Consider the following 23456-nt stretch of genomic DNA (forward strand, 5'->3'; position numbering starts at 1 on the left):
TGGGGTCAGAGCCCCTTCGGGGATCTGACCCTGCCACCGGTCAACCGCGCGGGTCTTCCGGCCGGCGGAACGGAATCACCACGTAATCCTGCCCTTCGCGCGGCTGCCACAGCACCGGCACGCGCTGCGGCGAGGGCGGTTCCAGTTCGTCGTCGGCCAGCGGCTGCACCTCGTCTTCCTCGTCTTCCCAGCTGTAGTGCGGGCGCGGCGGCAGCGGGTCGGCGTTGCGGAACAGCAGCGCGGCGATGATGCCGGCGAAGGCGCCGCCCATGTGCGACTGCCAGGACACACCGTCGGCATGCGGCAGGATGGTCATCAGCATGCCGCCATAGAACAGCATGCCGATCAGGCCGGTGGCGATGGCCGCGCGGTCGCGGCGCAGCAGGCCCAGGCTGGCCAGCAGGAACATCAGGCCGTGGGTCACGCCACTGGCGCCCAGGTGCACGCTGCCCGGGTTGCCCAGCATCCACGCGCCGACACCCGAGCCCAGCCACAGCAGGGGCAGGGCGCGTACGGTCGCCTTCGGATAGACGCTGCCGGCCAGGGTGCCCAGGATCAGGATCGCGATGCTGTTGGCGGCGATGTGCTCCACCGACGCATGCAGCATCGGCCCGCCGACCAGGCCCAGCAGGCCCTTGGCGTCCAGCGGTGCTACCGCCCACGGCCGCCAGTCGAAACTGCCCTGCAGGGCGAACACGACCACCAGCACCAGCACGGCGGCCAGGCTGGTGTTGAACGCCCGCAGGATGCGCAGGCGGTCGTTGCGGGGGGCCGGCACGTCGCCGGCCGGCAGGGGCGCGTTGTTGTCCATGCTTCAGCAATGGCGGTGGCTGGCGCGAAACCAAGGCCATCGCTGCGGGAGAGTGGGCGCGGCCGGCGGGACAATCCACCGGCCGCGCGCTGCGGGCCCGGCCAGGATCAGGCCGCGCCGGTACCTTCCTTCGGCGGGTACTTCAGGCTGAGCACCACGGTCGCGGCAATGATCACCGCCACCACGCCCAGCGACACCGGGGTGGGGATCTTGAACAGGTCGATGATCATCATCTTGATGCCGATGAAGCCCAGCACCAGCGCCAGACCGTACGGCAGCAGGTGGAAGCGGTCGGCCATGCCGGCCAGCAGGAAGAACATGGCGCGCAGGCCCAGCACCGCGAACACGTTGGAGGTGAGCACGATGAACGGGTCGGTGGTGATGGCGAAGATGGCCGGGATGCTGTCCACGGCGAAGATCACGTCGGTCACCGCGATCAGGATCAGCACCGCGAACAGCGGGGTGAACCAGCGCACGCCGTCGCGCTTCACGCTCAGCGCATTGCCTTCATAGCCGGGCAGCAGGCGCAGGTGCTTGCGCATCCAGCGCAGCGCCGGGTTGGTTTCCAGATCCGGTTCCTGGCCGGCGGCGAACCACATCTTCCAGCCGGTGAACAGCAGGAAGGCGCCGAACACGTAGAGCAGCCAATGGAACTGGCTGATCAGCACGCTGCCCGCGAAGATCATGATCGTACGCAGCACGATCGCACCCAGGATGCCGATGATCAGCACCTTCTGGCGCTGTTCCTCCGGCACCGCGAAGTAGCTCATGATCATCAGGAAGACAAAGATGTTGTCCACCGCCAGGGCCTTTTCGACCAGGTAGCCGGTCAGGAACTCCAGGCCCACCTTGTTGGCCACCACCTGGCCGGCGGTTTCACTGAGGTAGAACCACAGGCCCGCGTTGAACAGCAGGGCCAGGGCGACCCAGCCTATGGACCACCACAGGGCTTCCTTGAAGGTGACCTTGTGCGGGCCCCCGTGACGCATCAACACCAGGTCGACCAGCAGGGCGATGATCACCACCGCCACGAAGCCGCCCCACATCCACACATTACCGATCGTCTGCATTGGGAATATCCGTTGGAAAGATGAATGCCAGGCCGGACGGCGAGGATCTGCAACGGAGGATCGGGAGGGGGATCCAGGGACAGAGCTTCGCCAGTACGGCGAAGGTCTCGCTCGCAACCCCACGCGGGTGGGATTGCCGTTGCACCGGAGCCTGCGGGCTCGAATTGACGGCGACAACGTCTGGGAGCTACTCCCCTTCTGGCGCCGATTCTGCGGCCTGGCCGGCCCGCCGTCAAATGGCCGGCCCGACGGGGTCAGATCCCCGCAGGGGCTCTGACCCCATGCCGCCTTGGTAGGTGCCAACCTTGGTTGGCACGCCGGTCAGGTTCGGAGCCCCGTTGGGGATCCGACCCTGGCTGCCGGTTTACAATAGGTGGATGAATACCCCCTTGCCCGTTGTCCGCCTGAAGAATGCGTGGCGTTCCAGCCACCCGTGGATCTTCCAGAAGCTGGTCGAAAAGCCGACCGTCCGCCCCAAGCCCGGTTCCATCGTCGACGTGGTCGGCATTGATGGCGAATTCATCGGCCGCGGGTTCTACAACGGGCACTCGCGCATTGCCGTGCGCATCCTTGAAACCGATCAGAACGTGCCGGTCGATGCCGGCTGGTTCTCGCGCAAGATCGCCCAGGCGGTGTCGCTGCGCCGTGAGGTGCTGAAGCTGGATGCGGTGTCCGACGCCTGGCGCGTGGTGCACAGCGAAGGCGACGGCCTGTCCGGCCTGGTGGTCGACCGCTACAACGACCTGGTGGTGGTCGAATTCTTCGCTGCCGGCATGTTCCGCCACCGCGAATGGATCTACGACGCCCTGCGCGAACAGTTCCCGGGCTGCCGCTTCCACAGCTTCGCCGACGAACACGTGCAGAAGCAGGAAAGCTTCGACTTCCACGGCAACACCACCACCGAAGCGTCGGTGATCACCGAGTACGGCATCAAGTTCCGCGCCGACCCGGCCGGTGCCCACAAGACCGGTTTCTTCGCCGACCAGCGCGAGAACCGCGAGTGGCTGAGCCAGCAGGTGGAAGGCAAGCGCGTGCTGGACCTGTGCTGCAACACCGGTGGTTTCGCCGTGTACGCGGCTGCGCGCGGTGCTTCGGAGGTGGTCGGCATCGACATCGATGAGGACGTGATCCAGATCGCCAAGGGCAATTCGCGCCTGAACAACGTGCGCCCGAAGTTCGTCCAGTCCGACATCTTCCCGTGGCTGCGCGACGCCGCCAACCGCGGCGAGCAGTACGACGTGGTGATCCTGGACCCGGCGAAGATGACCCGCGACCGCGACCAGGTAATCACCGCGCTGAAGAAGTACCTGGACATGAACAAGCTGGCGCTGGGCGTGGTGAAGCCGGGCGGCCTGTTCGCCACGTTCTCCTGCACCGGCCTGGTGGCCGAGGACCAGTTCCTGGACATGCTGCGCCGCGCGGCGTACTTCTCCGGCCGCACGATCCAGATCCTGAAGGTGGCCGGCGCCGGTCCGGACCATCCGTTCATGGCGCACGTGCAGGAATCGCGCTACCTGAAGGCCGTGTTCTGCCGCGTGGTTGATTGATTCCGACCTGTAGAGTCGAGCCATGCTCGACTCTCGGTGCCTGATCAGTTCAGTCGAGCATGGCTCGCCGCGACATGTGCCACATCCGGTACCGGCGGCACCTGCAACTGCTGCAGCAGGCCGTTGATCACCCGCGCCCGGCCGCGCACGTGGTACCCCAGCGTGGTCAGACCGATGCCGGCGACGATCAGCAGCAGCAACGACCAGGCGATTGCCATGCCGATGACGTGCTGCACGCCGCTGCGCCACCGCTGGTCGCGCAGCCACGCCTGGCTGCCCGCCGAATAGGGAAGCCGGGCCTTGGCTTCAAAACGCGCACGGATCACCGCCGGCACGGCGATGCCGATCTCCTCGCCGCGGGCAATGGCCAGGCCGGTGTTGTTCAAGGGCGTGGAGGCCCGTGCCAGCGAACGCTGCGCCTGCAGGTAGCCCTGCCACCGCGGGCTGAGCGCGGCGAATCCCGGGCTGTCGATGAGCGCGGGCAGCTGAGTGCTGTCGAGCTTGGTGCCATCGCCGGCTTCTGACCGGCTGAAGTCGGGACTGACGAAGCCGTTGCCAACCAACAGGGCCACCAGCACCGACCCGCCGATCACGAACGAGAAGGTGAAGTGGCGCACGCCGCGGTTGAGCAGCACCCTGCGCAGGCCGAAGCCCATCCACACCAGCAGGCCACCCACGATGCTGAGGTTGGCAAATGCCAGCAGGGCGAGCGACGAGGGCTCATTGCCGTAGCCGGCCGGCACGTGCGCCGAAGGTGGACTACCGGTCAGCCCCTGCAGCAGCATCATCGACAGCAGCGCCGTGGCGGGCAGCAGTGCGAAACAGGCCAGGCCCAGGGTGCGCGCGAAAGAACCCCGGCGATACAGCGCGCGCAGGCCGGGCACTGCTTCAACACGCTGCTGCAGCTCTGCCGGCACCTGCAGTGGGTCGGGCCTGGACGGGGTCATGCCGGTGCTCCGGAGGTGCGCAGCAGCTGCTGCAGGGCCTGCTTCAATTGTTCCTGGGCCTGTGCCGCACGCGCCACCATCTGCGGGCTGGCGTTGTCGCTGTTCTGCAGGGCCTGGATGGTCTGCCGCCAGATGGGCAGCAGGATCTGCACGGTTTCGCAGTAGCGGTCGAGCAGTTCAATGGCGTGGTTGCGCGCCAGCTGCACCTGGATGCGGCTCATCGAATGGCTGGCCAGCAGCGCGGTCAGGTTCGCCACCCGTCGCTGCAGGCGCTCCACGGGGCGGTCCAGCACCAGCGGATCGTCGCTGGCGCCGCTGTCCGTCGGCAGTTCCTGCAGGAACTGCACGCCCGCGTCGATGTAGATCTGCAGGCGTGCGCCCTGCACATCGTGCGCATCCAGCTGCGCGTTCAAGCGGTCGACGCTGCCGCGCACCGCGGCGGCCTGGTGCTCCACTTCCGACAGCACGTCACCATTGCCGCCCAGCGCGATGCGCCGGCGCAGCCGCCGTTCGATATCGGCACCGGTGAACCGCTCCCACCAGCTGGCGCGTTCCAGCAGTGCGTTGGGGTCGTGTGCGGAAAGGCGGCTGACCAGATCGGCCAATGCCTGGGCCAGCGCGTGGGCACTGGCTTCCTGCCAGGCCGGCTCGGCACTGGCGCTGGCCAGGTCGGCCGGCCCGTAGCGACCGATGTCGATGCGCCCAGCGAACAACGCCGGCAGCACGTCACGCTTGAGTTGCTCGACGCTGAGCGGCGCACTTTCAGGTACAGGCTGTGCCGTGGGAAGCGGGGGTGGGGCGGGATGGGACATCGGGATTCCGTTCCAGGGATGACGCGGCGTAGCGACTGCCGTTGTCGATAGCGGCTGTTGCCGAGTGTAATGGAGTGCGCGCGCCCACTTGGCACTACCGGTAGTGGCTGACCCGGCGCTATGGTCGTGTTCTTCCCATTGCTGGTGAGAGCCCATGCCATCGTTGCGTCGCCTGTCCCTGCTGCTTGCCCTGGCGCTGAGCGCGCCGCTGTCCGCCCACGCCATCGAGTTCAGCGCGCAGGAACTGGCCCGCGCCAAGGCCCTGCAGCAACGCCTGCTGACCCTGGACAGCCACCTGGATACCCCGGCCAACTTCGGCCGCAGCGGGTTCGACATCGAGCAGCGCCACGACCACAACGCGCTCTCGCAGGTGGATTACCCGCGGATGGTCGACGGCGCACTGGATGGCGGCTTCTGGGCCATCTACACCGACCAGGGTGATCGTAGCGCTGCCGCGCACCTGGCCGAGCGCGACCATGGCCTGCAGCGCCTGCTGGAGATCCGGCAGATGCTGGCGGCCAACCCCGAGCGCTTCGCGCTGGCGCTGACCGCCGATGATGCCGCGCGGATCAAGGGTGAAGGCAAGCGCGTGGTCTACATCAGCATGGAAAACGCCAGCCCGCTGGTGGCCGACCCGACGCTGCTGAGCTTCTACCACCGCGCCGGGCTGCGCCTGCTCAGTACCGTGCATTTTGCCAACAACGAATTCGCCGATTCGGCCACCGATCCCAAGGGGCCGGAGTGGAAGGGCCTGAGCCCGGCGGGCAAGGACCTGGTGCGCGCGGCGGTGAAGCTGGGCATCGTCATCGACCAGTCGCACGCCTCCGATGCCGTGTTCGATGATCTGCTGGCGATGATGCCGGTGCCGTTCGTGCTGTCGCACAGCTCGGCCAAGGCGGTCTACAACCATCCGCGCAATCTTGACGATGCGCGCCTGCGCAAGCTGGCCAAGGCTGGCGGCGTGATCCAGGTGAACGCCTATGGCGGCTACCTGATCGATACCGGCAAGACGCCCGAACGCAGGCAGGCCGAGGAAGCGCTGAGCAAGCAGATGGGGGGCTGGGAAGGCATGTCCATCGCCCAGGGCGTCGCCCTGCAGCAGGCCGAGCAGGCCCTGGACCATGAACATCCGGTGCGCCACGCCAGCCTGGACGACTTCTTCGCCCACTTCGAGCACATCCTGAAGGTCGTCGGCCCGGAGCATGTGGGCATCGGCCTGGACTGGGATGGCGGTGGCGGCCTGACCGACCTGGCCGACGTCAGCCAACTGCCGAAGATCACCGCCTGGCTGCTGCGCAAGGGCTACACCGAACAGCAGATTGCCGACATCTGGGGCGGCAACCTGCTGCGGGTGATGCGAAAGGCACAGGCCTACGCGTCTCCGTAGCGTCGAGCCATGCTCGACTGCGCCTTTGTAGAGTCGAGCCATGCTCGACTGCTTCTGCCGCCAGCAGTCGAGCATGGCTCGACTCTACAGAAGGGCGACCCGGATCAGCGCGCGATCACCGCATTGCGGCGGCTGTACAGGAAGTACAGCACCAGGCCGACCACGTTCCACAGCAGGAAGTACAGCTGGGTGGTGTGCGGCAGGCTGATGAACAGGTAGATGCAGCCCAGTGCGGCCAGCGGCCCGACCACGAACGCCAGCGGCGTGCGGAAACTGCGTTCGCGGTTCGGCTCGCGCACGCGCAGCACCACCAGGCAGATGCCCACGGCAGTGAACGCGGCCAGGGTACCGGCGTTGGCCAGCGCCGCGATCTCGTCCAGGCGTGCCACACCGGCCAGCGCCGACACCACCACGGCGGTGAACAGCGTGGTCGCCACCGGCGTACCGGTGCGCGCGCTGACCTTGGACAGGCGGCGCGGCAGCAGGCCGTCGCGGCTCATCACGAAGAAGATGCGGCTCTGGCCATACAGGAAGGCCAGCAGCACGGTGGGCAGGGCGATGATGGCGACCACGCCGATGAACATGGCGGCCTTGGGGCTGCCCAGTTCACGCATGATCAGGGCCAGCGGTTCGGCACTCTGCCCGAACACCGCATAGCTCATCGCGCCCACCGCGGCCAGCGCCACCAGCACGTACACGATGGTGCAGCCGACCATCGAACCGATGATGCCGATCGACAGGTCGCGGGCCGGATTCTTGGTTTCTTCGGCCGCAGTGGAAATGGCGTCGAAGCCATAGAAGGCGAAGAAGATGATGGCCGCCGCGGCCATCACGCCGCGCTCGACGCCGTCAGGGCCCATGGATTTGGCGAAGCCGTGCGGCATGAACGGCTGCAGGTTGCTGCTGTCGAAGGCGGGCAGGGCGACGGCCACGAACACGGCCAGCGCGATCAGCTTGAACACCACCAGGATGGCGTTGAGGGTGGCGCTTTCCTTGGTGCCGGCCATCAGCATCAGCGCCACCAGCCAGGTGATGATGATCGCCGGCAGGTTGATGAAGCCACCGGCCACGTGCGGCCCCGCGGCCAAGGCAGCCGGCAGGGTGATGTCGATGCCGAACTGGGTGTGCACCCACTGCAGGAAGCCGACGAAGTACCCCGACCAGCCCACCGCCACGGTACTCACGACGAGCGAGTACTCCAGGATCAGGCTCCAGCCCACCACCCAGGCGAATACTTCGCCCAGCGCGCTGTAGCTGTAGGTATAGGCGCTGCCGGCGGCAGGCATCATGGTCGACAGTTCGGCGTAGGACAGCGCCGCGCAGGCGCACACCGCGCCGGCGATGGCGAAGGAAATCAGCACCGCCGGTCCGGCCAGGTTGGCGCCCACGCCGATCAGCGTGTAGATGCCGGTGCCGACAATGGCGCCGATACCTAGGGCGATCAGGTGCGGCCAGCTGAGGGTCGGGACCAGCCGCCGGCCGGCTTCATGGTCGGTGACGGAATCTAGGGTCTTGCGCCGGAGCAGGGACATGCAGGCCTCGGAAGGGGATGACTTGGAACGACAAGTTCCCGAGTGTGACCCAACGCAGCGCAGCATTACCACTGACGGGGGTCATACCCGCCCTGCCGCGCGCTGTGGCCCGATCAGGTTGACGGAATCGGCATAAACGGGCCCGTGATCACGTCGGGCGTGGCCGATGGCTTCGGGTGGGTAGCGTCGAGCTTGCTCGACTGTGCAGAACAGTCGAGCAAGCTCGACTCTACCGGTCATGGCAGATTCGTCGAGCAAGCTCGACGCTACCGGTCATCCATGGCCGCGCGCAGGTGGTCGATGAACACCCGCAGCTTCGGTGCCATCTGCTCGCGCGCCGGGTAATACAGGTGGAAGCCGGGAAACGGCGGCTGCCAGTCCTGCAGCACGCTGCGCAGGCGGCCGGCGGCAAGGTCGTCGGCCACCAGGGAGGCGAAGCCCTGGGCCATGCCCAATCCATCCAGCACGGCGCGATGGGCGACGCCGGCATCGTTGAACACCAGCCGCCCGGTCACTTCCACCTCCAGGTCGTGGCCCTCGCGGCTGAACTCCCAGGGCATCAACCGGCCATTGGCCAGACGGTGCACGATGCAGGCATGGCCCTGCAGGTCATGCGGGGTCTGCGGCACACCGTGGCGTTCGAAGTAGGCCGGCGTGGCCACCACCACTTGCCGTTCGGGCGGCCCGACCGGCACCGCGATCATGCCCTGCGCCAGTGATTCACCCAGGCGGATGCCGGCGTCGAAGCCCTCGGCCACCAGATCGGTCAGCGCCGGGTCCACGCACAGTTCCACCTGCACCTGCGGGTAGCGCGCGAGGAAATCGGGCAGCCGCGGCAGCACCATGCGATCGGCGACGATGCGCGGCAAGGTGACCCGCAGCCGCCCGGCCGGCACCGAGCGCGCGCTGTCCAGTTCGGCGAACGCCTGGTCGATCTGCTCCAGGCCGCCGCGCACGCGCTGCAGGAAGCGCGCGCCGTGTTCGGTCAGGCCCACCCGCCGCGTGGTCCGCTGCAGCAGGCGCACACCCATCCGCGCTTCCAGCGCGCGCACACTCTGCGACAGCGCCGAGGTCGACACCCCCAGCGCATCGGCGGCGCGGGTGAAACTGGCATGTTCGGCCACGTGAACGAAGGCAACCACGGCCGTGAGCGGTGCGGAGGCATCCATTGTGAAGCCATCCTTCAAGGTGAGTCCGGTTGAACGCAGTTTATCCACATGATCGACAGGAGGAAGCTGGTTTCCCCGGCGGATGCACCGCCTGCGTGATGGAGACCTGCCATGTCGCTCGACCACTACCGCCTGCTGGGCCGCTCCGGCCTGCGGGTCAGCCCGATGGCCCTGGGCACGATGACCTTCGGCGCCGACTGGGGCTGGGGCGCGGATGAAGCCGAGGCCCGCCGCATCTTCGACGCCTACGTCGAACGTGGCGGCAACTTCGTCGATACGGCGAACAACTACACCAACGGCAGCGCCGAGACCCTGCTCGGCCGTTTCGCCAAGGGCCAGCGCGACCGTCTGGTCATCGCCAGCAAATACACCCTGGCCACCGTGCCGGGCGATCCCAACAACGCCGGCAACCACCGCAAGAGCATGCTGCGCTCGGTCGAGGACAGCCTGCGCCGGCTCGGTACCGATTATCTGGACGTGCTGTACCTGCACGCCTGGGACGACACCACCGGCGTGGACGAGGTGATGCGTGGCTTCGACGATCTGGTGCGCAGCGGCAAGGTGCTGTACGCCGGCATTTCCGATACGCCAGCCTGGCAGATCGCACGCATGCAGACCTTGGCCGACTTGCGCGGCTGGGCGCCGCTGGTAGCGCTGCAGATCGAATACAGCCTGATCCAGCGCAGCGTGGAACACGAATTGCTGCCGATGGCGCAGGCGCTGGGCCTGGGCGTGGTGGCCTGGTCACCGCTGGGCAGCGGCGTGCTGACCGGCAAGTACAGCGCCGCCGATCTGGCCCAGACCGACGCACCGGAGGCCACGGCGGGTGGCTCACGCCGCAACGTCGCCCTGATCAACGGTGCGTTGACCCCACGTTCGCTGCAGATCGCCGATGAAGTCCGGCAGATCGCCCAGGAACTGTCGCACTCCCCGGCCCAGGTTGCCCTGGCCTGGCTGTTGCAGCGCCCCGCAGCCGGTGCCCTGCCCATTGTCGGCGCCCGCACCCTGGCCCAGTTCGAGCACAACCTGGACGCCCTGCAGCTGCAGTTGCCGGTCGAGGTGATCGCACGACTGGACGCGATCAGCGCCGTTGCACCGTCCTTCCCGCACGACTTCCTGCAGATGCCACTGCCACGCATGTTGATGAGCGGCGGCACCCGCCTGCAGCCGCGCGCCTGACCTTTCCCCGGAGACTTGCCGATGAACCCCGCACCGATGACCACCCGCACCCTCGGCCCCGCCGGCCCCACCGTGTCCGCCCTGGGCCTGGGCTGCATGGGCATGAGCGCCTTCTACGGTGGGCGCAGCAGCGAAAACGAGGCCATCGCCCTGATCCAGCAGGCGCTGGACCGTGGCGTGACGCTGCTCGACACCGCCGATGTATACGGCCCGCACAGCAATGAACGCCTGCTCGGCCGCGCCATCGCCGGGCGCCGCAACGAGGTGTTCCTGGCCAGCAAGTTCGGCCTGAAGCTGGACCCCGGCAACCCGCAGGCGCGCGGCATCGACGGCCGCCCGGAATACGTGCAGGCCGCCTGCGAGGACAGCCTGCGCCGGCTGGGCGTGGACCACATCGACCTGTACTACCAGCACCGCGTCGACCCGGCGGTGCCGATCGAAGACACCGTGGGCGCGATGGCGCGCCTGGTGGAACAGGGCAAAGTGCGTTGGCTGGGCTTGTCCGAGGCCTCCGCAGCCACGGTCCGCCGCGCCCACGCCGTGCACCCGATCACGGCGGTGCAGAGCGAGTACTCACTGTGGTCGCGCGAGCCGGAGCAGAACGGGGTGCTGGCCACCACCGCCGAACTGGGCATTGGCTTCGTGCCGTATTCGCCGCTGGGCCGTGGCTTCCTGACCGGTGCCATCCGCAGCGCGGATGATTTCGAGGCCGACGACTACCGCCGCAGTTCGCCGCGCTTCCAGGGCGACAACTTCGCCCGCAACCTGGCGCTGGTGGCGCAGGTGCAGGGGCTGGCCGCCGAGCTGCAGATCACCCCGGCACAGCTGGCCCTGGCCTGGGTGCTGGCACAGGGCCCGCACCTGCTGCCGATCCCGGGCACCACGCGCCTGCCGCGCCTGCAGGAAAACCTGGGCGCGCTGCAGGTGCAACTGAGTGCAGCGGTGCTGGCACGGCTCGATGCCGTGTTCCCGCTGCACGCGGCCGCCGGGGAACGTTACCCACAGGCCGTGCTGGCCACGGTGGACCGCTGAAGGGAGGGGCGGGGTCGCGCTATCCTGCCGCCCCGCCCACAACCGCCAAGGACGCACGATGCCCGCCATGGACGATGACACCCTGCTCGAGCGCAGCTGGGAAGTCCGCGAAGAAACCCTGTACAAGCAGCACTTCGGCGACACCGGTCCGGGCATCTACCCGCTGGACATGGACCTGCTGCACGGGGTGTTCCAGCAGGAGGACATCGATCCGCGCTGGCTGCACGTGGGCGTGTTCGCCTGCCCCCCACATGGCGAGCGCCGGCACTGGGTATATGTCAGCTCGGGCCTGTCCAACGCCTGGGAAGGTGCGCACGAGGACGGCGATTCGGGCTTTGGTGTCGAACTGCTGCTGGAGACGCGCGACGAAGCGCCGTGGGCACTGACCACCCTGCGCTGGTTCACCGCCTACCAGCTGCTGCTGTGCCATTCGCGCATGCCGGGCGGTCCGCTGGCGCCGTGGCACCGGTTGAAGCTGGGCATGCCGGTGGACCGTGCCGACAGCGAACTGCAGGCGATGGTGTTCATTCCCTCGCCGCATTTCCCCGGTCCGCAGCAGCTGCCCTCCGGTCGCTTCGATTTCCTGCAACTGCTGCCGCTGACCCTGGATGAGCACGCCTTCGGTCGCGAGCACGACTTTGAAACGGTGCTGGCGCAGCTGACCGCGGCTGGCGCCGCGCCGGTGGTCGACCCGCAGCGTGGCGGAATCGCATTGATCCCGTAGAGTCGAGCTTGCTCGACTGGCACGGAAAATCAGTCGAGCAAGCTCGACTCTACCGCACTGTCAGTGGTTCGATCCCCGGCCAGTGGCAGCCATCTTCCTGCCACGCATCAACGTTCTCGGTGAACGCCGTGCCAGCGGCCGTATCACCCGTTCAGCCCCAGGCGGATGCCGAAGCCGACCAGGAACAGGCCGGCCACGCGGCGCAGTGCCGTACTCACCCGCGGGTGCTGGATCAACCGCCGCCGCGCCAGGTTGCCTGCGCCGATCAGCAGCGAGCAGTAGGCCACGCTGACCACGAAGATGATGCCGGCCAGCGCCGCGAACGTGGCGATGCCGTGGTGCGCCTTCGGATCAATGAACAAGGGCAGGAAGGCCATGTAGAACAGGATGGCCTTGGGATTGAGCAGGCTGACCAGGATCGCCTGCTGGAAATAGCGGCCGGGCTGCATGCGGATCGGGCCGCCGTCACCGCCCTCGGACTTCGGTGTGCGCAGCAGGCTGATGCCCACCCACACCAGGTAGGCCGCGCCCAGGTACTGCACCGCGTGGAAGACCAGCGGATTGGCTTTCAGCAGGGCGGCCACGCCGGCCAGGGCCAGCCACATCAGGATCTGGTCGCCTACCAGCAGCCCGGCCAGCGCGGTGTAGCCGCCGCGCACGCCGCCACGGCCGGTGGCCGTGAGCAGGGTGAAGGTACCGGGCCCGGGCAGGGCAAGGAACACCAGTACGGCGAGCAGGAACGTCCACAGATCCTGGATGCCCATCCACGGCATGGCTTGGCTCATTGTTGTTGCGGGGGGGCGTTATTGTCGGCCAGAGCCGCGGTGGGGGACAGGGGCCCGCTCTCGCCACCGGGCAGCCCGGACAGCAGCCGTTGCAGGTGCTGGCGCAGCTGCGCGTGCAGCTGCCGCACCGCCGGCGAGAACTGCTTGCGGTGCGGGCAGACCAGCTGCAACGGCACGTGGCTGCCAATACCGTCCAGCAGCACCTGCAGGCGACCTTGCAGCACGTCCTCGCGCAGGTCCAGCCACGACTTGTAGGTGATGCCTTCACCGGCGACCGCCCAGCGCCGCACCACGTCGGCATCGTCGCAGACCAGCGGGCCGCGCACCGGCAGCACCACCCGCCGTCCCTCGACCTCGAACGCCCAGCGATCGTAGGTGCGTCCCCCCAGCTGATAGGCCAGGCAGTCGTGTTCGCGCAGATCCTCCAGCCGCGCCGGTACCCCGCGCCGCTGCAGATAGGCGGGTGAGGCGGCGAGCACGCGGCGGTTGCCCTCCAGCAGGGGCAGGGCGACGTAGCTGGCGTCGTCGAACTGGCCCAGGCGGATCGCCACGTCCACCGGGTCGCGGAACACATCGGCCACCTCGTCGGACAGCCGCAGGTGCAGGCGCAGCTTCGGGTGTGCGGCGCGGAAGGTGGCCAGCCACGGCAGCAGCAGGTTGCGGCCGAAATCCGAAGGCGCCGACAGCTGCAGGGTGCCGTGCAGTTCGGCCGCGTCGCCCTGTACCCGTGCCTGACCCTCGCGCAGGGTGGTCAGCACCTCCTGCGCATAGGGCAGGTACAGCGCACCTTCGCCGGTCAGGCGCAGGCTGCGGGTGGTGCGCACGAACAGGCGCAGGTCCAGCTCGCGTTCCAGCCGTGCCACCGCCGCGGCCACCTGGCCGGGCAGCAGGTCGGCTTCGCGCGCGGCCTGCGAGAAGCTGCCGAGCGCGGCGGTGCGGACGAACAGCTGCAGGTCGTCGAAGCGGATCATTTTCATCGCCAGAGTGAAAGTGCTGACTGATTCTGCGCCTTTTCCGCCCGGCCAGCGCGGCGCACGCTGTGCCCTCCTTCTCCCGTTGGACCCCTCATGCGCGCCATTGCCTATACCCACGCCGGCCTGCCCATCGACGATCCGCAGGCCCTGCTCGACATCGACCTGGACCTGCCGCAGCCCGGCCCGCGCGACCTGCGGGTGGCCGTGCGCGCGGTGGCCGTGAACCCGGTGGATACCAAGGTCCGCCGCGGCGCGGCCACGGAAAGCCCGCGCGTGCTGGGCTGGGACGCCGTAGGCGTTGTCGACGCGGTGGGCAGCGAGGTGACGCTGTTCCAGCCGGGCGACGCGGTCTACTACGCCGGGGTGATCGACCGGCCCGGCAGCAACGCCGAATACCAGCTGGTGGACGAGCGCAGCGTCGGCCGCAAGCCGGCCCGCCTGGACGACGCGGCGGCGGCGGCCCTGCCGCTGACCGCGATCACCGCCTGGGAGCTGCTGTTCGACCGCCTGCGCATTGCCGAAGGGGGCGGTGAGGGCCAGACCCTGCTGGTGATCGGCGCCGCTGGCGGTGTCGGCTCGATCCTGGTGCAGCTGGCGCGGCAGCTGACCAGGCTGACGGTGATCGGCACCGCTTCGCGCCCCGACACCCAGGACTGGGTGTACGCCATGGGGGCCCACCACGTGATCGACCACAGCCTGCCGCTGGCCGAAGGCCTGGCCCGGCTGGGTATCGCCCAGGTGGAACACGTGGCCAGCCTGACCCACACCGACCAGCACTATGCGCAGATCGTCGAGATCCTCGCGCCGCAGGGCCAGCTGGGCCTGATCGATGATCCCGGCCAGCTGGACGTGATGGCACTCAAGCGCAAGGCGCTGTCGCTGCACTGGGAATCGATGTTCACCCGGCCGCTGTACAAGACGGCGGACATGCAGAAGCAGCACGATCTGCTGAACCGGGTGGCCGAGCTGGTCGACGCCGGCGTGCTGCAGACCACGCTGGGTGAGCACTTCGGGCGCATCAACGCGGCCAACCTGCGCCGCGCGCATGCACTGCTGGAAAGCCACCGTGCCAAGGGCAAGATCGTGCTGGAAGGCTGGTGAGGGTTCCGGCCAACGGCTGAGCCCCTCGTGGCTGAGGGGCGGTCGCGGAATGCGGGTCATGCGCTTGGGCCGGGCGGGTGGGTTGTGCGGGGGACGCCGTGAATCCGTCCATGGAGGCTTGTCAGCCGCATCCATGCGGCCGACACCCCCGCGCAACCCACCCGCCCGACCTCTGACAGATTCCGGGTGTGGTCAGCCACGGAAAAGAAAATAGAAGATCAAGATCAAGAGCAAGATCAAGAGCAGAACCGGGGTCAGAGCCCGTTGCGAAGCAACGGGATCCGACCCCGTGCCGTTCCGACAGATCGCAGAAAACTGTCGAAGGCGGGGTGGGTCCGGTTGCGGGGGTATCCGCGCCATGGATGGCGCGGCTAAGCCCCCATGGACGGGTTTACGGCGTCCCCCGCAACCGGACCCACCCCGCCAACCCACGGATAGCCGCTTTTGACGTTGCTTCAGTCGAGCATGGCTCGACTCTACAGGGGTGCAGGGCGCAGCCCTGCCGAAAAACACCTGCGACGGTTCGTCGCACGGCCAACCCTGGAGCGGGCTCTACACTAGCGCGGTGAACCGCCTGTCCCGCCCGCAGCGCCTCCTGCTGCAGCTTGCCTTCGTGGCAACGCTGCTGATGGTGCTTGCGCCGCTGGTCAGCCGTGCGCTGCAGGCGCCCGAGCATCACGCTCCTGCGCATGCGCAGATGGATCAGATGTCGCCGGCCATGCATGCCCACATGCATCACAGCAGCATGGCGGAAGAACACGGCGCGTTGCATGCACAAGGGCCGTCTACCCCGCCGGCCGATCCGCATGCCATGCACGGCGAGGCCTGCGAGTACTGCGTGCTGGCCATGCGCCTGCTGCCGTGGCTGGCTGTCGCGCTGCTGCTGGTGCCGCTGCTGTGGCGGCCGCGTGTGCTGTTCGCCCCGCTGCTGCCGCCGCTGCCACCGCAACACTGGCCCGCGCATGCCGCGCGGGGCCCACCGCTGCGCTCCATCGTCCGCTGAATTTCCCATTCAATCCGCCGCACGACGCCTGACCGGGTGCCGTGCGCGCGTGCGCACCCTGGAGTTGTCTGCATGAAAAACCTGTCCCGCCCCGCGGGCGCGTCCGCGCGCCTGCCGGTTGCCCTCGGCCTTGCCGTGGCCGCTTCGCTGGCACACGCCGCGCCTGCTGATGAAGCGCGCACCCTCGATACCCTGGTGGTGACCGCCGCCGCGCCGTCCTCGCCACTGCACTGGGTGACCGACCCGCGGCTGCCGCGGCAGCCGGTGCCGGCCAGCGATGGCGCCGATTACCTGAAGACCGTTCCCGGCTTTTCCGCCATCCGCAACGGCGGCACCAATGGCGACCCGGTACTGCGCGGCATGTTCGGTTCGCGCCTGAACATCCTCAGCAACGATGGCAACCTGATCGGCGCGTGCCCCTCGCGCATGGACAATCCGCTGTCCTACATCGCGCCGGAAAGCTTCGACCGATTGACCATCATCAAGGGCCCGCAGAGCGTGCGCTGGGGCGCGGGTGCGTCGGCCGGCACCATCCGTTTCGAGCGCGATACGCCGCGCTTCGACCAGCCCGGCGTGCGCGCCGATGCCAGTGCGCTGGTCGGCTCGCGCAACCGCAACGACCAGGTGCTGGACCTGACCCTGGGCAATCCCACTGGCTACGTGCGCGCCAGTGGCAACCGTTCCGAGGCGGACGACTACAAGGACGGCCATGGCGATGTCGTGCCTTCGAAGTGGCGCAAGTGGAACGGCGATGTGGCGCTGGGCTGGACGCCCGATGCCGATACGCTGCTGGAAGTATCCGCCGGTGCTGGCGATGCCATCGCGCGCTATGCCGGTCGTGGCATGGACGGTGCGGCGTTTGAACGCACCACCTTCGGTGCGCGCTTCGAGAAGCGCAACCTGCCCGGTGCCTGGGACACGCTGCAGGCCAACGTGTACTACAACGAAGCCGACCACGTGATGGACAACTACACGCTGCGCACGCCCAACCCGGACAGCAGCATGCCCATGCCGATGGCTTCCAATGTCGATCGGCGCACCCAGGGCGGGCGCATCAGTTCCGAATGGCGCTGGCAGGACGTGCAGCTGGTGGCCGGCGTGGATGCCGAGGACAGCCGCCACCGTGGCCGCGTGGGCATGGGTCGCAACACCTATCAGAACGCGGCCTGGAACCGTGATGCCGACTTCGAACGGCAAGGCGTGTTCAGTGAACTGACCCTGGGCGCGGACACTGCGCAGCGCTGGATCAGCGGGCTGCGCATCGACCGCGCCCGGGTGCGCGATACGCGTGCGCAGATCAGCGGGATGATGATGGGCATGCCCAACCCGACGGCGGGACAGCAGCGTCGGCAGTGGCTGGGCAGCGGCTTCGTGCGCTACGAACAGGATCTGGCCCAGGGCCTGACCGCCTATGCGGGCCTGGGCCACAGCGAGCGCATGCCGGATTACTGGGAACTGTTCTCGCCCGATGCCGGCCCGGCCGGCAGCGTGAATGCCTTCGCCGGCATCCAGCCCGAACGCACCACCCAGCTCGACGTGGGCGTGCAGTACAGCGGGCCGCGCGTGCAGGCCTGGGTGTCGGCCTACGCCGGGCAGATCCAAGACTACATCCTGTTCACCTACCGCAGCGGCGGCATGATGGGCAGCAGCAGCCAGGCCGACAACATCGACGCGCGCATCGCCGGCGCCGAAGCCGGGCTGAAACTGCAACTGGACCCGCAGTGGTCGCTGGGCAGTACCCTGGCGTATGCGTGGGGCGAGAACCGCGATGCGCAGCGTCCGTTGCCGCAGATGCCGCCACTGGAAGCGCGCCTGAGCGCCGACTGGCAGGGCCAGCGCTGGAGTGCCGGTGCGTTGCTGCGGGCCGTGGCCGCCCAGCACCGGGTCGCTGCCGGGCAGGGCAATGTGGTGGCGCAGGATCTTGCGCCCAGCGCAGGGTTTGCCACCTTCGCGCTCAATGCGGCGTACCGCTTCAGCCCGCAACTGCAGGTCAGCGCGGGCGTGGACAACCTGTTCGACCGCGCCTACAGCGAACACCTGAACCTGGCCGGCAGCGCCGACTTCGGTTTCCCGGCCGATCCGGTGCGCATCAACGAACCCGGGCGCAGCCTGTGGATGAAGGTGAACTACCGGTACTGATCCGCCGGGCATGGCCCGGCGCTACCCAGGCACCGGGTAAAAGAAACGGGGTCGGACCCCGCCAGGGCCGACCCCTGCCTGGCGCCCTCTGCCCGGCAGTTCCGACTGTACGACGGGATAACCCCATGCGGGCGCACTGGATACATCCCGACATACGCCGACATTGCGCCGCCGAGCCTTGCATGGAACGGGTTCCCGGCGCTATCGCAGTAGCGGTTTCACGGCGGTAAACGCTTGGCACATACCGATTTCATGGGGGGGTGCCTACACTCGGCGGCCGTGGATCAATCAGGACTGTGCATGTTGGCTCGTATCGCTTCCCCGCTGGCCCTTGGCCTCGGCCTGGCCCTCCTGGCCGGCTGTGCAGGCAAGCCGGAGGCTGCCGCACGCCGGCAGGGCGAAGCCGTACCGGTCACCGCGCAGGTGGTGCAGCCCACCCAGTGGAATGACACGCTGCAGGCATTGGGCACCGCCAAGGCACGCGAATCGATCAGCGTGACCGCCAAGGTCAGCGAGATCGTCGATCGCGTGCATTTTGAAAGCGGCCAGCAGGTGGCGGCCGGCGCGCCGATCGTGACCCTGCGCGGCCAGGCGCAGCAGGCGGCGTTGAGTCAGGCGCAGGCCACGTTTGCCGAAGCCGATCAGTTGTACAAGCGGCAGCGCGAACTGGCGACCCAGCGCCTGGTGTCCAGTGCCACGCTGGATACGCAGAAAGCGATCCGCGATTCGGCCGAAGCGCGTGTGGCGGAAATGCAGTCGGAAATCGGCGACCGCCGCGTGCGCGCACCGTTCGCCGGCGTACTGGGCATCCGCCAGGTCAGCCCCGGCTCGCTGGTCACGCCCACCACGGTGATCGCCACCCTGGACGACATCGAGCGCATGCACGTCGATTTCCAGGTGCCGGAAGTGGAGTTGGCCGCGCTGTCCACGGGTGACAAGGTCAGCGCCACCAGCGTGGCCTGGCCCGGACGCACCTTCGAAGGCGAGGTGAGCACCATCGATGCGCGCATCGATCCGGCCACCCGTGCGGTGACCGTGCGCGCCGACTTCGGCAACGCCGACCATGCGCTGCGCCCCGGCATGCTGCTGGATGTGCGCCTGTTCCGCCCCGAGCGCCCGGCGCTGGTGGTGCCGGAAATCGCGGTGGTGCAGGTCGGGCGCGATTCCTACGTATACCGGCTGAAGAACGATGACACGGTGGAACGTGCCGACGTGGTGATCGGTGCGCGCCGCTCGGGCGTGGTGGAAATCCGCCAGGGCCTGCAGGCCGGGCAGCGCATCGTGGTCGATGGCACCGGCAAGCTGCGCCCCGGGTTGAAGGTGGCCGCGTCGAACGCGGCCGCGGCCAACGATGCGCAGCCGCCGGCTGAGGCCACCCCGGCCGCCGCCGAGGGCCAGGGCGGATGAAGCTTTCGGATATCTCCATCCAGCGGCCGGTATTTGCCGTGGTGATGAGCCTGCTGCTGCTGGTGCTGGGCATCATGTCCTTCACCCGGCTGACGCTGCGCGAACTGCCGGCGATCGATCCGCCCATCGTGTCGGTGTCGGTGGATTACACCGGCGCCTCGGCGGCGGTCATTGAAAGCCGCATCACCCAGGTGCTGGAGGACGCGCTGGCCGGCATCGAAGGCATCGATACCATCAACGCGCGCAGCACCAACGGGCGTTCGCAGGTCAGCATCGAGTTCACCTCCAACCGCGATATCGAAGCAGCCGCCAACGATGTGCGCGATGCGGTCAGCCGCGTGGCCGACCGCATGCCCGAAGAGGCACGCCCGCCGGAAATCGCCAAGGTGGAAAGCGATGCCGACCCGATCATCTGGTTCAACATGTCCTCCACCACCATGGACACGCTGGAACTGAGCGATTACGCCGACCGCTACGTGGTCGATCGTTTTTCCAGCCTGGACGGCGTGGCCCAGGTGCGCATCGGTGGCCGCCAGCGCTATGCCATGCGCATCTGGCTGGACCGCGACCAGTTGGCCGCGCGTGGGCTGACCACCGGCGATGTGGAAACCGCCCTGCGCAACGAGAACGTGGAACTGCCGGCCGGCCGCATCGAATCGGCCGACCGCGATTTCACCCTGCGCGTGGAGCGCAACTACGTCAAACCCGAAGACTTCGCCACCATTCCGCTGGGCAAGGGCGCCGACGGCTACGTGGTGCGCATGGGCGATGTGGCCAAGATCGAACTGGCCTCGGCCGAACGCCGTGCCTATTTCCGCAGCAACGGCGAACCGGGCGTGGGCCTGGGCATCGTCAAGACCTCCACCGCCAACTCGCTGGACGTGGCCCGCGCCGCGCGTGCTGAAGCTGAAAAGGTGGCCGCCACCCTGCCCGAAGGCACGCAGATCGTGGTCACCTTCGACAACACCACCTTCATTGAAGCGGCGGTGGACCGCGTCTACGCCACGCTGGTGGAAGCGATGCTGCTGGTGCTGGCGGTCATCTGGCTGTTCCTGGGCAGCTTCCGCGCCGCATTGATTCCTGCGGTCACCGTGCCGGTGTGTCTGGTGGCCGCGTTCATCGCGCTGTACGCCTTCGACTTCTCCATCAACCTGCTTACCCTGCTGGCGCTGGTGCTGTGCATCGGCCTGGTGGTGGACGATGCGATCGTGGTGGTGGAGAACGTGCAGCGCCGCATCGATCTGGGCGAACCGCCGCTGGTCGCGTCCAAGCGCGGCACCACCCAGGTGGCCTTCGCGGTGATCGCCACCACTGCGGTGCTGGTGGCGGTGTTCCTGCCGGTCGGTTTCCTGGAAGGCAACACCGGTCGCCTGTTCCGCGAACTGGCAGTGGCGCTGGCCGCAGCGGTGGCGCTGTCGGCGTTCGTGGCACTCACGCTCACCCCGATGATGGCCTCCAAGCTGCTGAAGCCGCATACCGGGCAGGCACCGCGCGGCCTGCATGGTTTCATCAACCGCAACCTGGATCGCCTGGCCGCTGGCTATGGTCGCGTGCTGGACCATCACGTCGACCGCACCTGGATCTACCTGGTGGTGATGGCCGCTGCGCTGCTGGCTACCTGGGGGCTGATGAAGATACTGCCCTCCGAACTGGCCCCGGCCGAAGACCGCGGTTCGTTCCAGATCATGATCGATGGCCCCGAAGGCGCCGGCTACGACTACACCGTGCAGCAGGTGCAGCAGGTGGAAGCGCTGCTGGCCCCGCACGTGGGCGCCGACAAGACCATCGCCCGTGCCAACCCGCGCGTGCCCGGCGGCTTCGGTGCCAGCGAGGAAATGCACACCGGCCGGGTGAGCGTGTTCCTGCAGCCGTGGCGCCAGCGCAGCGAAAACACCGTGGACGTGGCCAACGAACTGCAGAAGGAACTGGACACCCTGCGTGGCGTGCGCGTGCGCACCCAGGTCGGTGGTGGCCTGGTGCGCAGTGGCGGGCAGCCGTTCCAGATCGTGCTGGGCGGGCCGGAGTACGCGGAAATCGCCCAGTGGCGCGACCGCATCCTGCTGCGCATGGCCGACAACCCGGGCCTGGTCGGCCCCGATTCGGACTACAAGGAAACGCGCCCGCAGATGCGGGTCAACATCGACCGCCAGCGTGCGGCCGACCTCGGCGTGCCGGTCACCGCGATTGGTTCGGCGCTGGAAACCATGATGGGTTCGCGCCGCGTCACCACCTTCGTCGACAACGGCGAAGAGTACGACGTGCTGGTACAGGCCGGCCGCGATGGCCGCGCCAGCCCGGCCGACCTGGCCGCGATCCGCGTGCGCGCCAACTCCGGCGAACTGGTGCCGTTGTCCAACCTGGTCACGCTGAGCGAAGTGGCCGAGGCGGGCACCCTGAACCGCTTCAACCGCCTGCGCTCGATCACCATCAGCGCCGGCCTGGCGCCGGGCTACCCGCTGGGCGAAGCGATTGCCTGGGCCCAGCAGGTCAGCCGCGAGGAACTGCCGCAGTACGCGCAGATCAACTGGAAGGGCGAATCGCGCGAATACCAGAGCGCCGGTGGTGCGGTGCTGCTGACCTTCGCCATGGCCCTGCTGGTGGTCTACCTGGTGCTGGCCGCGCAGTTTGAAAGCTTCATCCACCCGCTCACCATCATGCTGACCGTGCCGCTGGGCGTGCTCGGCGCGCTGGTCGGCCTGTGGGTGAGCGGCGGCACGGTGAACCTGTTCAGTCAGATCGGCATCGTCATGCTGGTCGGCCTGGCCGCGAAGAACGGCATCCTGATCGTTGAATTCGCCAACCAGCTGCGCGATGACGGGCGCACCGTGCGCGAAGCCATCATCGAATCGGCGATGGTGCGCCTGCGCCCGATCCTGATGACCTCGATCGCCACGGTGGTCGGCGCCATTCCGCTGGTGGTGGCCGGTGGCCCCGGTTCGGCCAGCCGTGGCACCATCGGCATCGTGATCATCTTCGGCGTCACCCTGTCCACCTTCCTGTCGCTGTTCGTGGTGCCGGCGTTCTACGCGCGCCTGGCCCCGTACACCCGTTCGCCCGAAGCGGTGAAGCGCGAACTGGAAAAGCAGGAAGCCGAATCGCCCTCGGTCGGCGGCCATGCCTGACCGGCACGCCGACGGGGTGCCTGACGGGGTCGGATCCCTTTCCCAACGGGAAAGGGCTCTGACCCCAACCCCGTCCGCCAGCGGGGTCGGATCCCTTTCCCAGGGCGAAAGGGCTCTGACCCCCAACCTGCAGGGCCAGGGCTTCCGGCTGCGCCCCTGGCACGCCGACGACCTCGAATCGCTCCTGCAGCACGCCAACGACCCCGAGGTATCGCGCGGCCTGCGCGATCGCTTCCCGTACCCGTACACCCGCGACGACGGCCAGGCCTTCCTGGCTGGCCGCGTGCTGGCGGCCAGCACGCTGAACCTGGCCATCGAGATCGACGGCCACGCCTGCGGCAGCATCGGCGCCCAGCCCGGCACGGCCGAGCGCGGACACAGCGCCGAGCTGGGGTATTGGCTGGGCCGGGCGCATTGGGGGGCAGGGCGTGATGACCCGCGTGGTCGCCCTGTTCGCGCCCTGGGTGATGGACGAGCTGCGCCTGTTCAGGCTGCAGGCCGAGGTCCTGGATTTCAACGAAGGCTCGGCCCGGGTGTTGCTGGCCAACGGCTTCAGCGAAGAGGGCACGGCCCGCTGCGCGGTGTACAAGCGCGGCCAGTTGCACGATCTGCGCCGCTTTGCCCGGGTGCGCACCCAGCTGCCCTGAACAGCCAGGGGTCAGATCCCAGAACGGGGGTAGAGTCGACTGTCAGTCGACTTCCGCGCGCAGCGCGG

18 protein-coding genes and 1 pseudogene are annotated in these 23456 nt (G+C 68.1%); 11 read left to right on the forward strand and 8 right to left on the reverse strand.

Annotation, left to right across the window (positions count from 1 at the left end):
• Window positions 1-40: 40 nt before the first annotated feature.
• Together AC06FA_RS09000 and AC06FA_RS09005 are read right to left on the reverse strand one after the other, a co-directional pair.
• Window positions 41-811, reverse strand: a complete 771-nt coding sequence (locus tag AC06FA_RS09000; protein WP_478067997.1) for a rhomboid family intramembrane serine protease — start codon at window positions 809-811, stop codon at window positions 41-43.
• Window positions 812-918: 107 nt separating this feature from the next.
• Window positions 919-1881 (reverse strand): TerC family protein, encoded by a 963-nt coding sequence (locus AC06FA_RS09005; protein WP_108751422.1) that lies wholly within the window; start codon window positions 1879-1881, stop codon window positions 919-921.
• 377 nt (window positions 1882-2258) lie between these two features.
• Here AC06FA_RS09005 and AC06FA_RS09010 point away from each other — a divergent pair, with 377 nt between their 5' ends.
• Window positions 2259-3428: a class I SAM-dependent rRNA methyltransferase gene (locus tag AC06FA_RS09010; protein ID WP_478067998.1), complete on the forward strand. Its 1170-nt coding sequence runs from the start codon at window positions 2259-2261 to the stop codon at window positions 3426-3428.
• 44 nt (window positions 3429-3472) lie between these two features.
• On the opposite strand, the gene AC06FA_RS09015 is transcribed toward AC06FA_RS09010, so the two are convergent.
• Window positions 3473-4375 carry a hypothetical protein gene (locus AC06FA_RS09015; protein WP_478067999.1) on the reverse strand — a complete coding sequence of 301 codons (903 nt, stop codon included), beginning with the start codon at window positions 4373-4375 and terminating at the stop codon, window positions 3473-3475.
• The gene (locus AC06FA_RS09020; protein WP_478068000.1) at window positions 4372-5187 is read right to left on the reverse strand and encodes a protein klaA; all 816 of its coding nucleotides are present in this window, start codon (window positions 5185-5187) and stop codon (window positions 4372-4374) included. Before AC06FA_RS09020 ends, AC06FA_RS09015 begins: the two co-directional genes overlap by 4 nt.
• 154 nt (window positions 5188-5341) lie before the next feature.
• Between AC06FA_RS09020 and AC06FA_RS09025 the strand changes: the two genes are divergently transcribed.
• Window positions 5342-6574: a dipeptidase gene (locus AC06FA_RS09025; protein WP_478068001.1), complete on the forward strand. Its 1233-nt coding sequence runs from the start codon at window positions 5342-5344 to the stop codon at window positions 6572-6574.
• 104 nt (window positions 6575-6678) lie between these two features.
• Here the strand turns inward: AC06FA_RS09025 and AC06FA_RS09030 are convergent, their stop codons facing one another.
• On the reverse strand, window positions 6679-8106 hold the full coding sequence (locus AC06FA_RS09030; RefSeq protein WP_478068002.1) for an amino acid permease: 1428 nt from the start codon (window positions 8104-8106) through the stop codon (window positions 6679-6681).
• 266 nt (window positions 8107-8372) lie between these two features.
• Complete coding sequence (locus AC06FA_RS09035) at window positions 8373-9275, reverse strand: LysR family transcriptional regulator (protein WP_478068003.1); 903 nt, start codon at window positions 9273-9275, stop codon at window positions 8373-8375.
• A gap of 111 nt (window positions 9276-9386) precedes the next feature.
• Here AC06FA_RS09035 and AC06FA_RS09040 point away from each other — a divergent pair, with 111 nt between their 5' ends.
• The 3 genes from AC06FA_RS09040 (at window position 9387) to AC06FA_RS09050 (ending at window position 12210) form a co-directional block, all read left to right on the forward strand.
• Entirely contained in the window at window positions 9387-10454 is a 1068-nt protein-coding gene (locus tag AC06FA_RS09040) for an aldo/keto reductase (protein ID WP_478068004.1), read from the forward strand.
• A 36-nt stretch (window positions 10455-10490) separates the two neighbouring features.
• Complete coding sequence (locus AC06FA_RS09045; RefSeq protein WP_478068098.1) at window positions 10491-11486, forward strand: aldo/keto reductase; 996 nt, start codon at window positions 10491-10493, stop codon at window positions 11484-11486.
• Between the two features lie 67 nt (window positions 11487-11553).
• Window positions 11554-12210, forward strand: coding sequence for a suppressor of fused domain protein (locus tag AC06FA_RS09050; RefSeq protein ID WP_478068005.1), 657 nt, complete (start codon window positions 11554-11556; stop codon window positions 12208-12210).
• Between the two features lie 143 nt (window positions 12211-12353).
• On the opposite strand, the gene leuE is transcribed toward AC06FA_RS09050, so the two are convergent.
• Together leuE and AC06FA_RS09060 are read right to left on the reverse strand one after the other, a co-directional pair.
• Window positions 12354-12983 carry a leucine efflux protein LeuE gene (gene leuE / locus AC06FA_RS09055; protein WP_478068099.1) on the reverse strand — a complete coding sequence of 210 codons (630 nt, stop codon included), beginning with the start codon at window positions 12981-12983 and terminating at the stop codon, window positions 12354-12356.
• Between the two features lie 8 nt (window positions 12984-12991).
• Complete coding sequence (locus AC06FA_RS09060) at window positions 12992-13972, reverse strand: LysR family transcriptional regulator (RefSeq protein ID WP_478068006.1); 981 nt, start codon at window positions 13970-13972, stop codon at window positions 12992-12994.
• Window positions 13973-14062: 90 nt separating this feature from the next.
• On the opposite strand from AC06FA_RS09060, the gene AC06FA_RS09065 reads away from it, so the two are divergent.
• The 6 genes and pseudogenes from AC06FA_RS09065 to AC06FA_RS09090 all read left to right on the forward strand — a co-directional run bounded on the left by AC06FA_RS09065 (window position 14063) and on the right by AC06FA_RS09090 (window position 23388).
• The gene (locus tag AC06FA_RS09065; RefSeq protein WP_478068007.1) at window positions 14063-15070 is read left to right on the forward strand and encodes a zinc-binding alcohol dehydrogenase family protein; all 1008 of its coding nucleotides are present in this window, start codon (window positions 14063-14065) and stop codon (window positions 15068-15070) included.
• A gap of 565 nt (window positions 15071-15635) precedes the next feature.
• Window positions 15636-16073, forward strand: coding sequence for a DUF2946 family protein (locus AC06FA_RS09070; RefSeq protein ID WP_478068008.1), 438 nt, complete (start codon window positions 15636-15638; stop codon window positions 16071-16073).
• Between the two features lie 72 nt (window positions 16074-16145).
• Window positions 16146-18212, forward strand: coding sequence for a TonB-dependent copper receptor (locus AC06FA_RS09075; RefSeq protein ID WP_478068009.1), 2067 nt, complete (start codon window positions 16146-16148; stop codon window positions 18210-18212).
• Window positions 18213-18512: 300 nt separating this feature from the next.
• Window positions 18513-19619, forward strand: coding sequence for an efflux RND transporter periplasmic adaptor subunit (locus tag AC06FA_RS09080; RefSeq protein ID WP_478068010.1), 1107 nt, complete (start codon window positions 18513-18515; stop codon window positions 19617-19619).
• Entirely contained in the window at window positions 19616-22741 is a 3126-nt protein-coding gene (locus AC06FA_RS09085) for an efflux RND transporter permease subunit (protein WP_312706485.1), read from the forward strand. Before AC06FA_RS09080 ends, AC06FA_RS09085 begins: the two co-directional genes overlap by 4 nt.
• A pseudogene (locus AC06FA_RS09090) lies at window positions 22734-23388 on the forward strand (GNAT family N-acetyltransferase). Before AC06FA_RS09085 ends, AC06FA_RS09090 begins: the two are co-directional and overlap by 8 nt.
• Window positions 23389-23456: the final 68 nt, after the last annotated feature.

Source organism: Stenotrophomonas sp. Steno-C17, assembly GCF_056393165.1.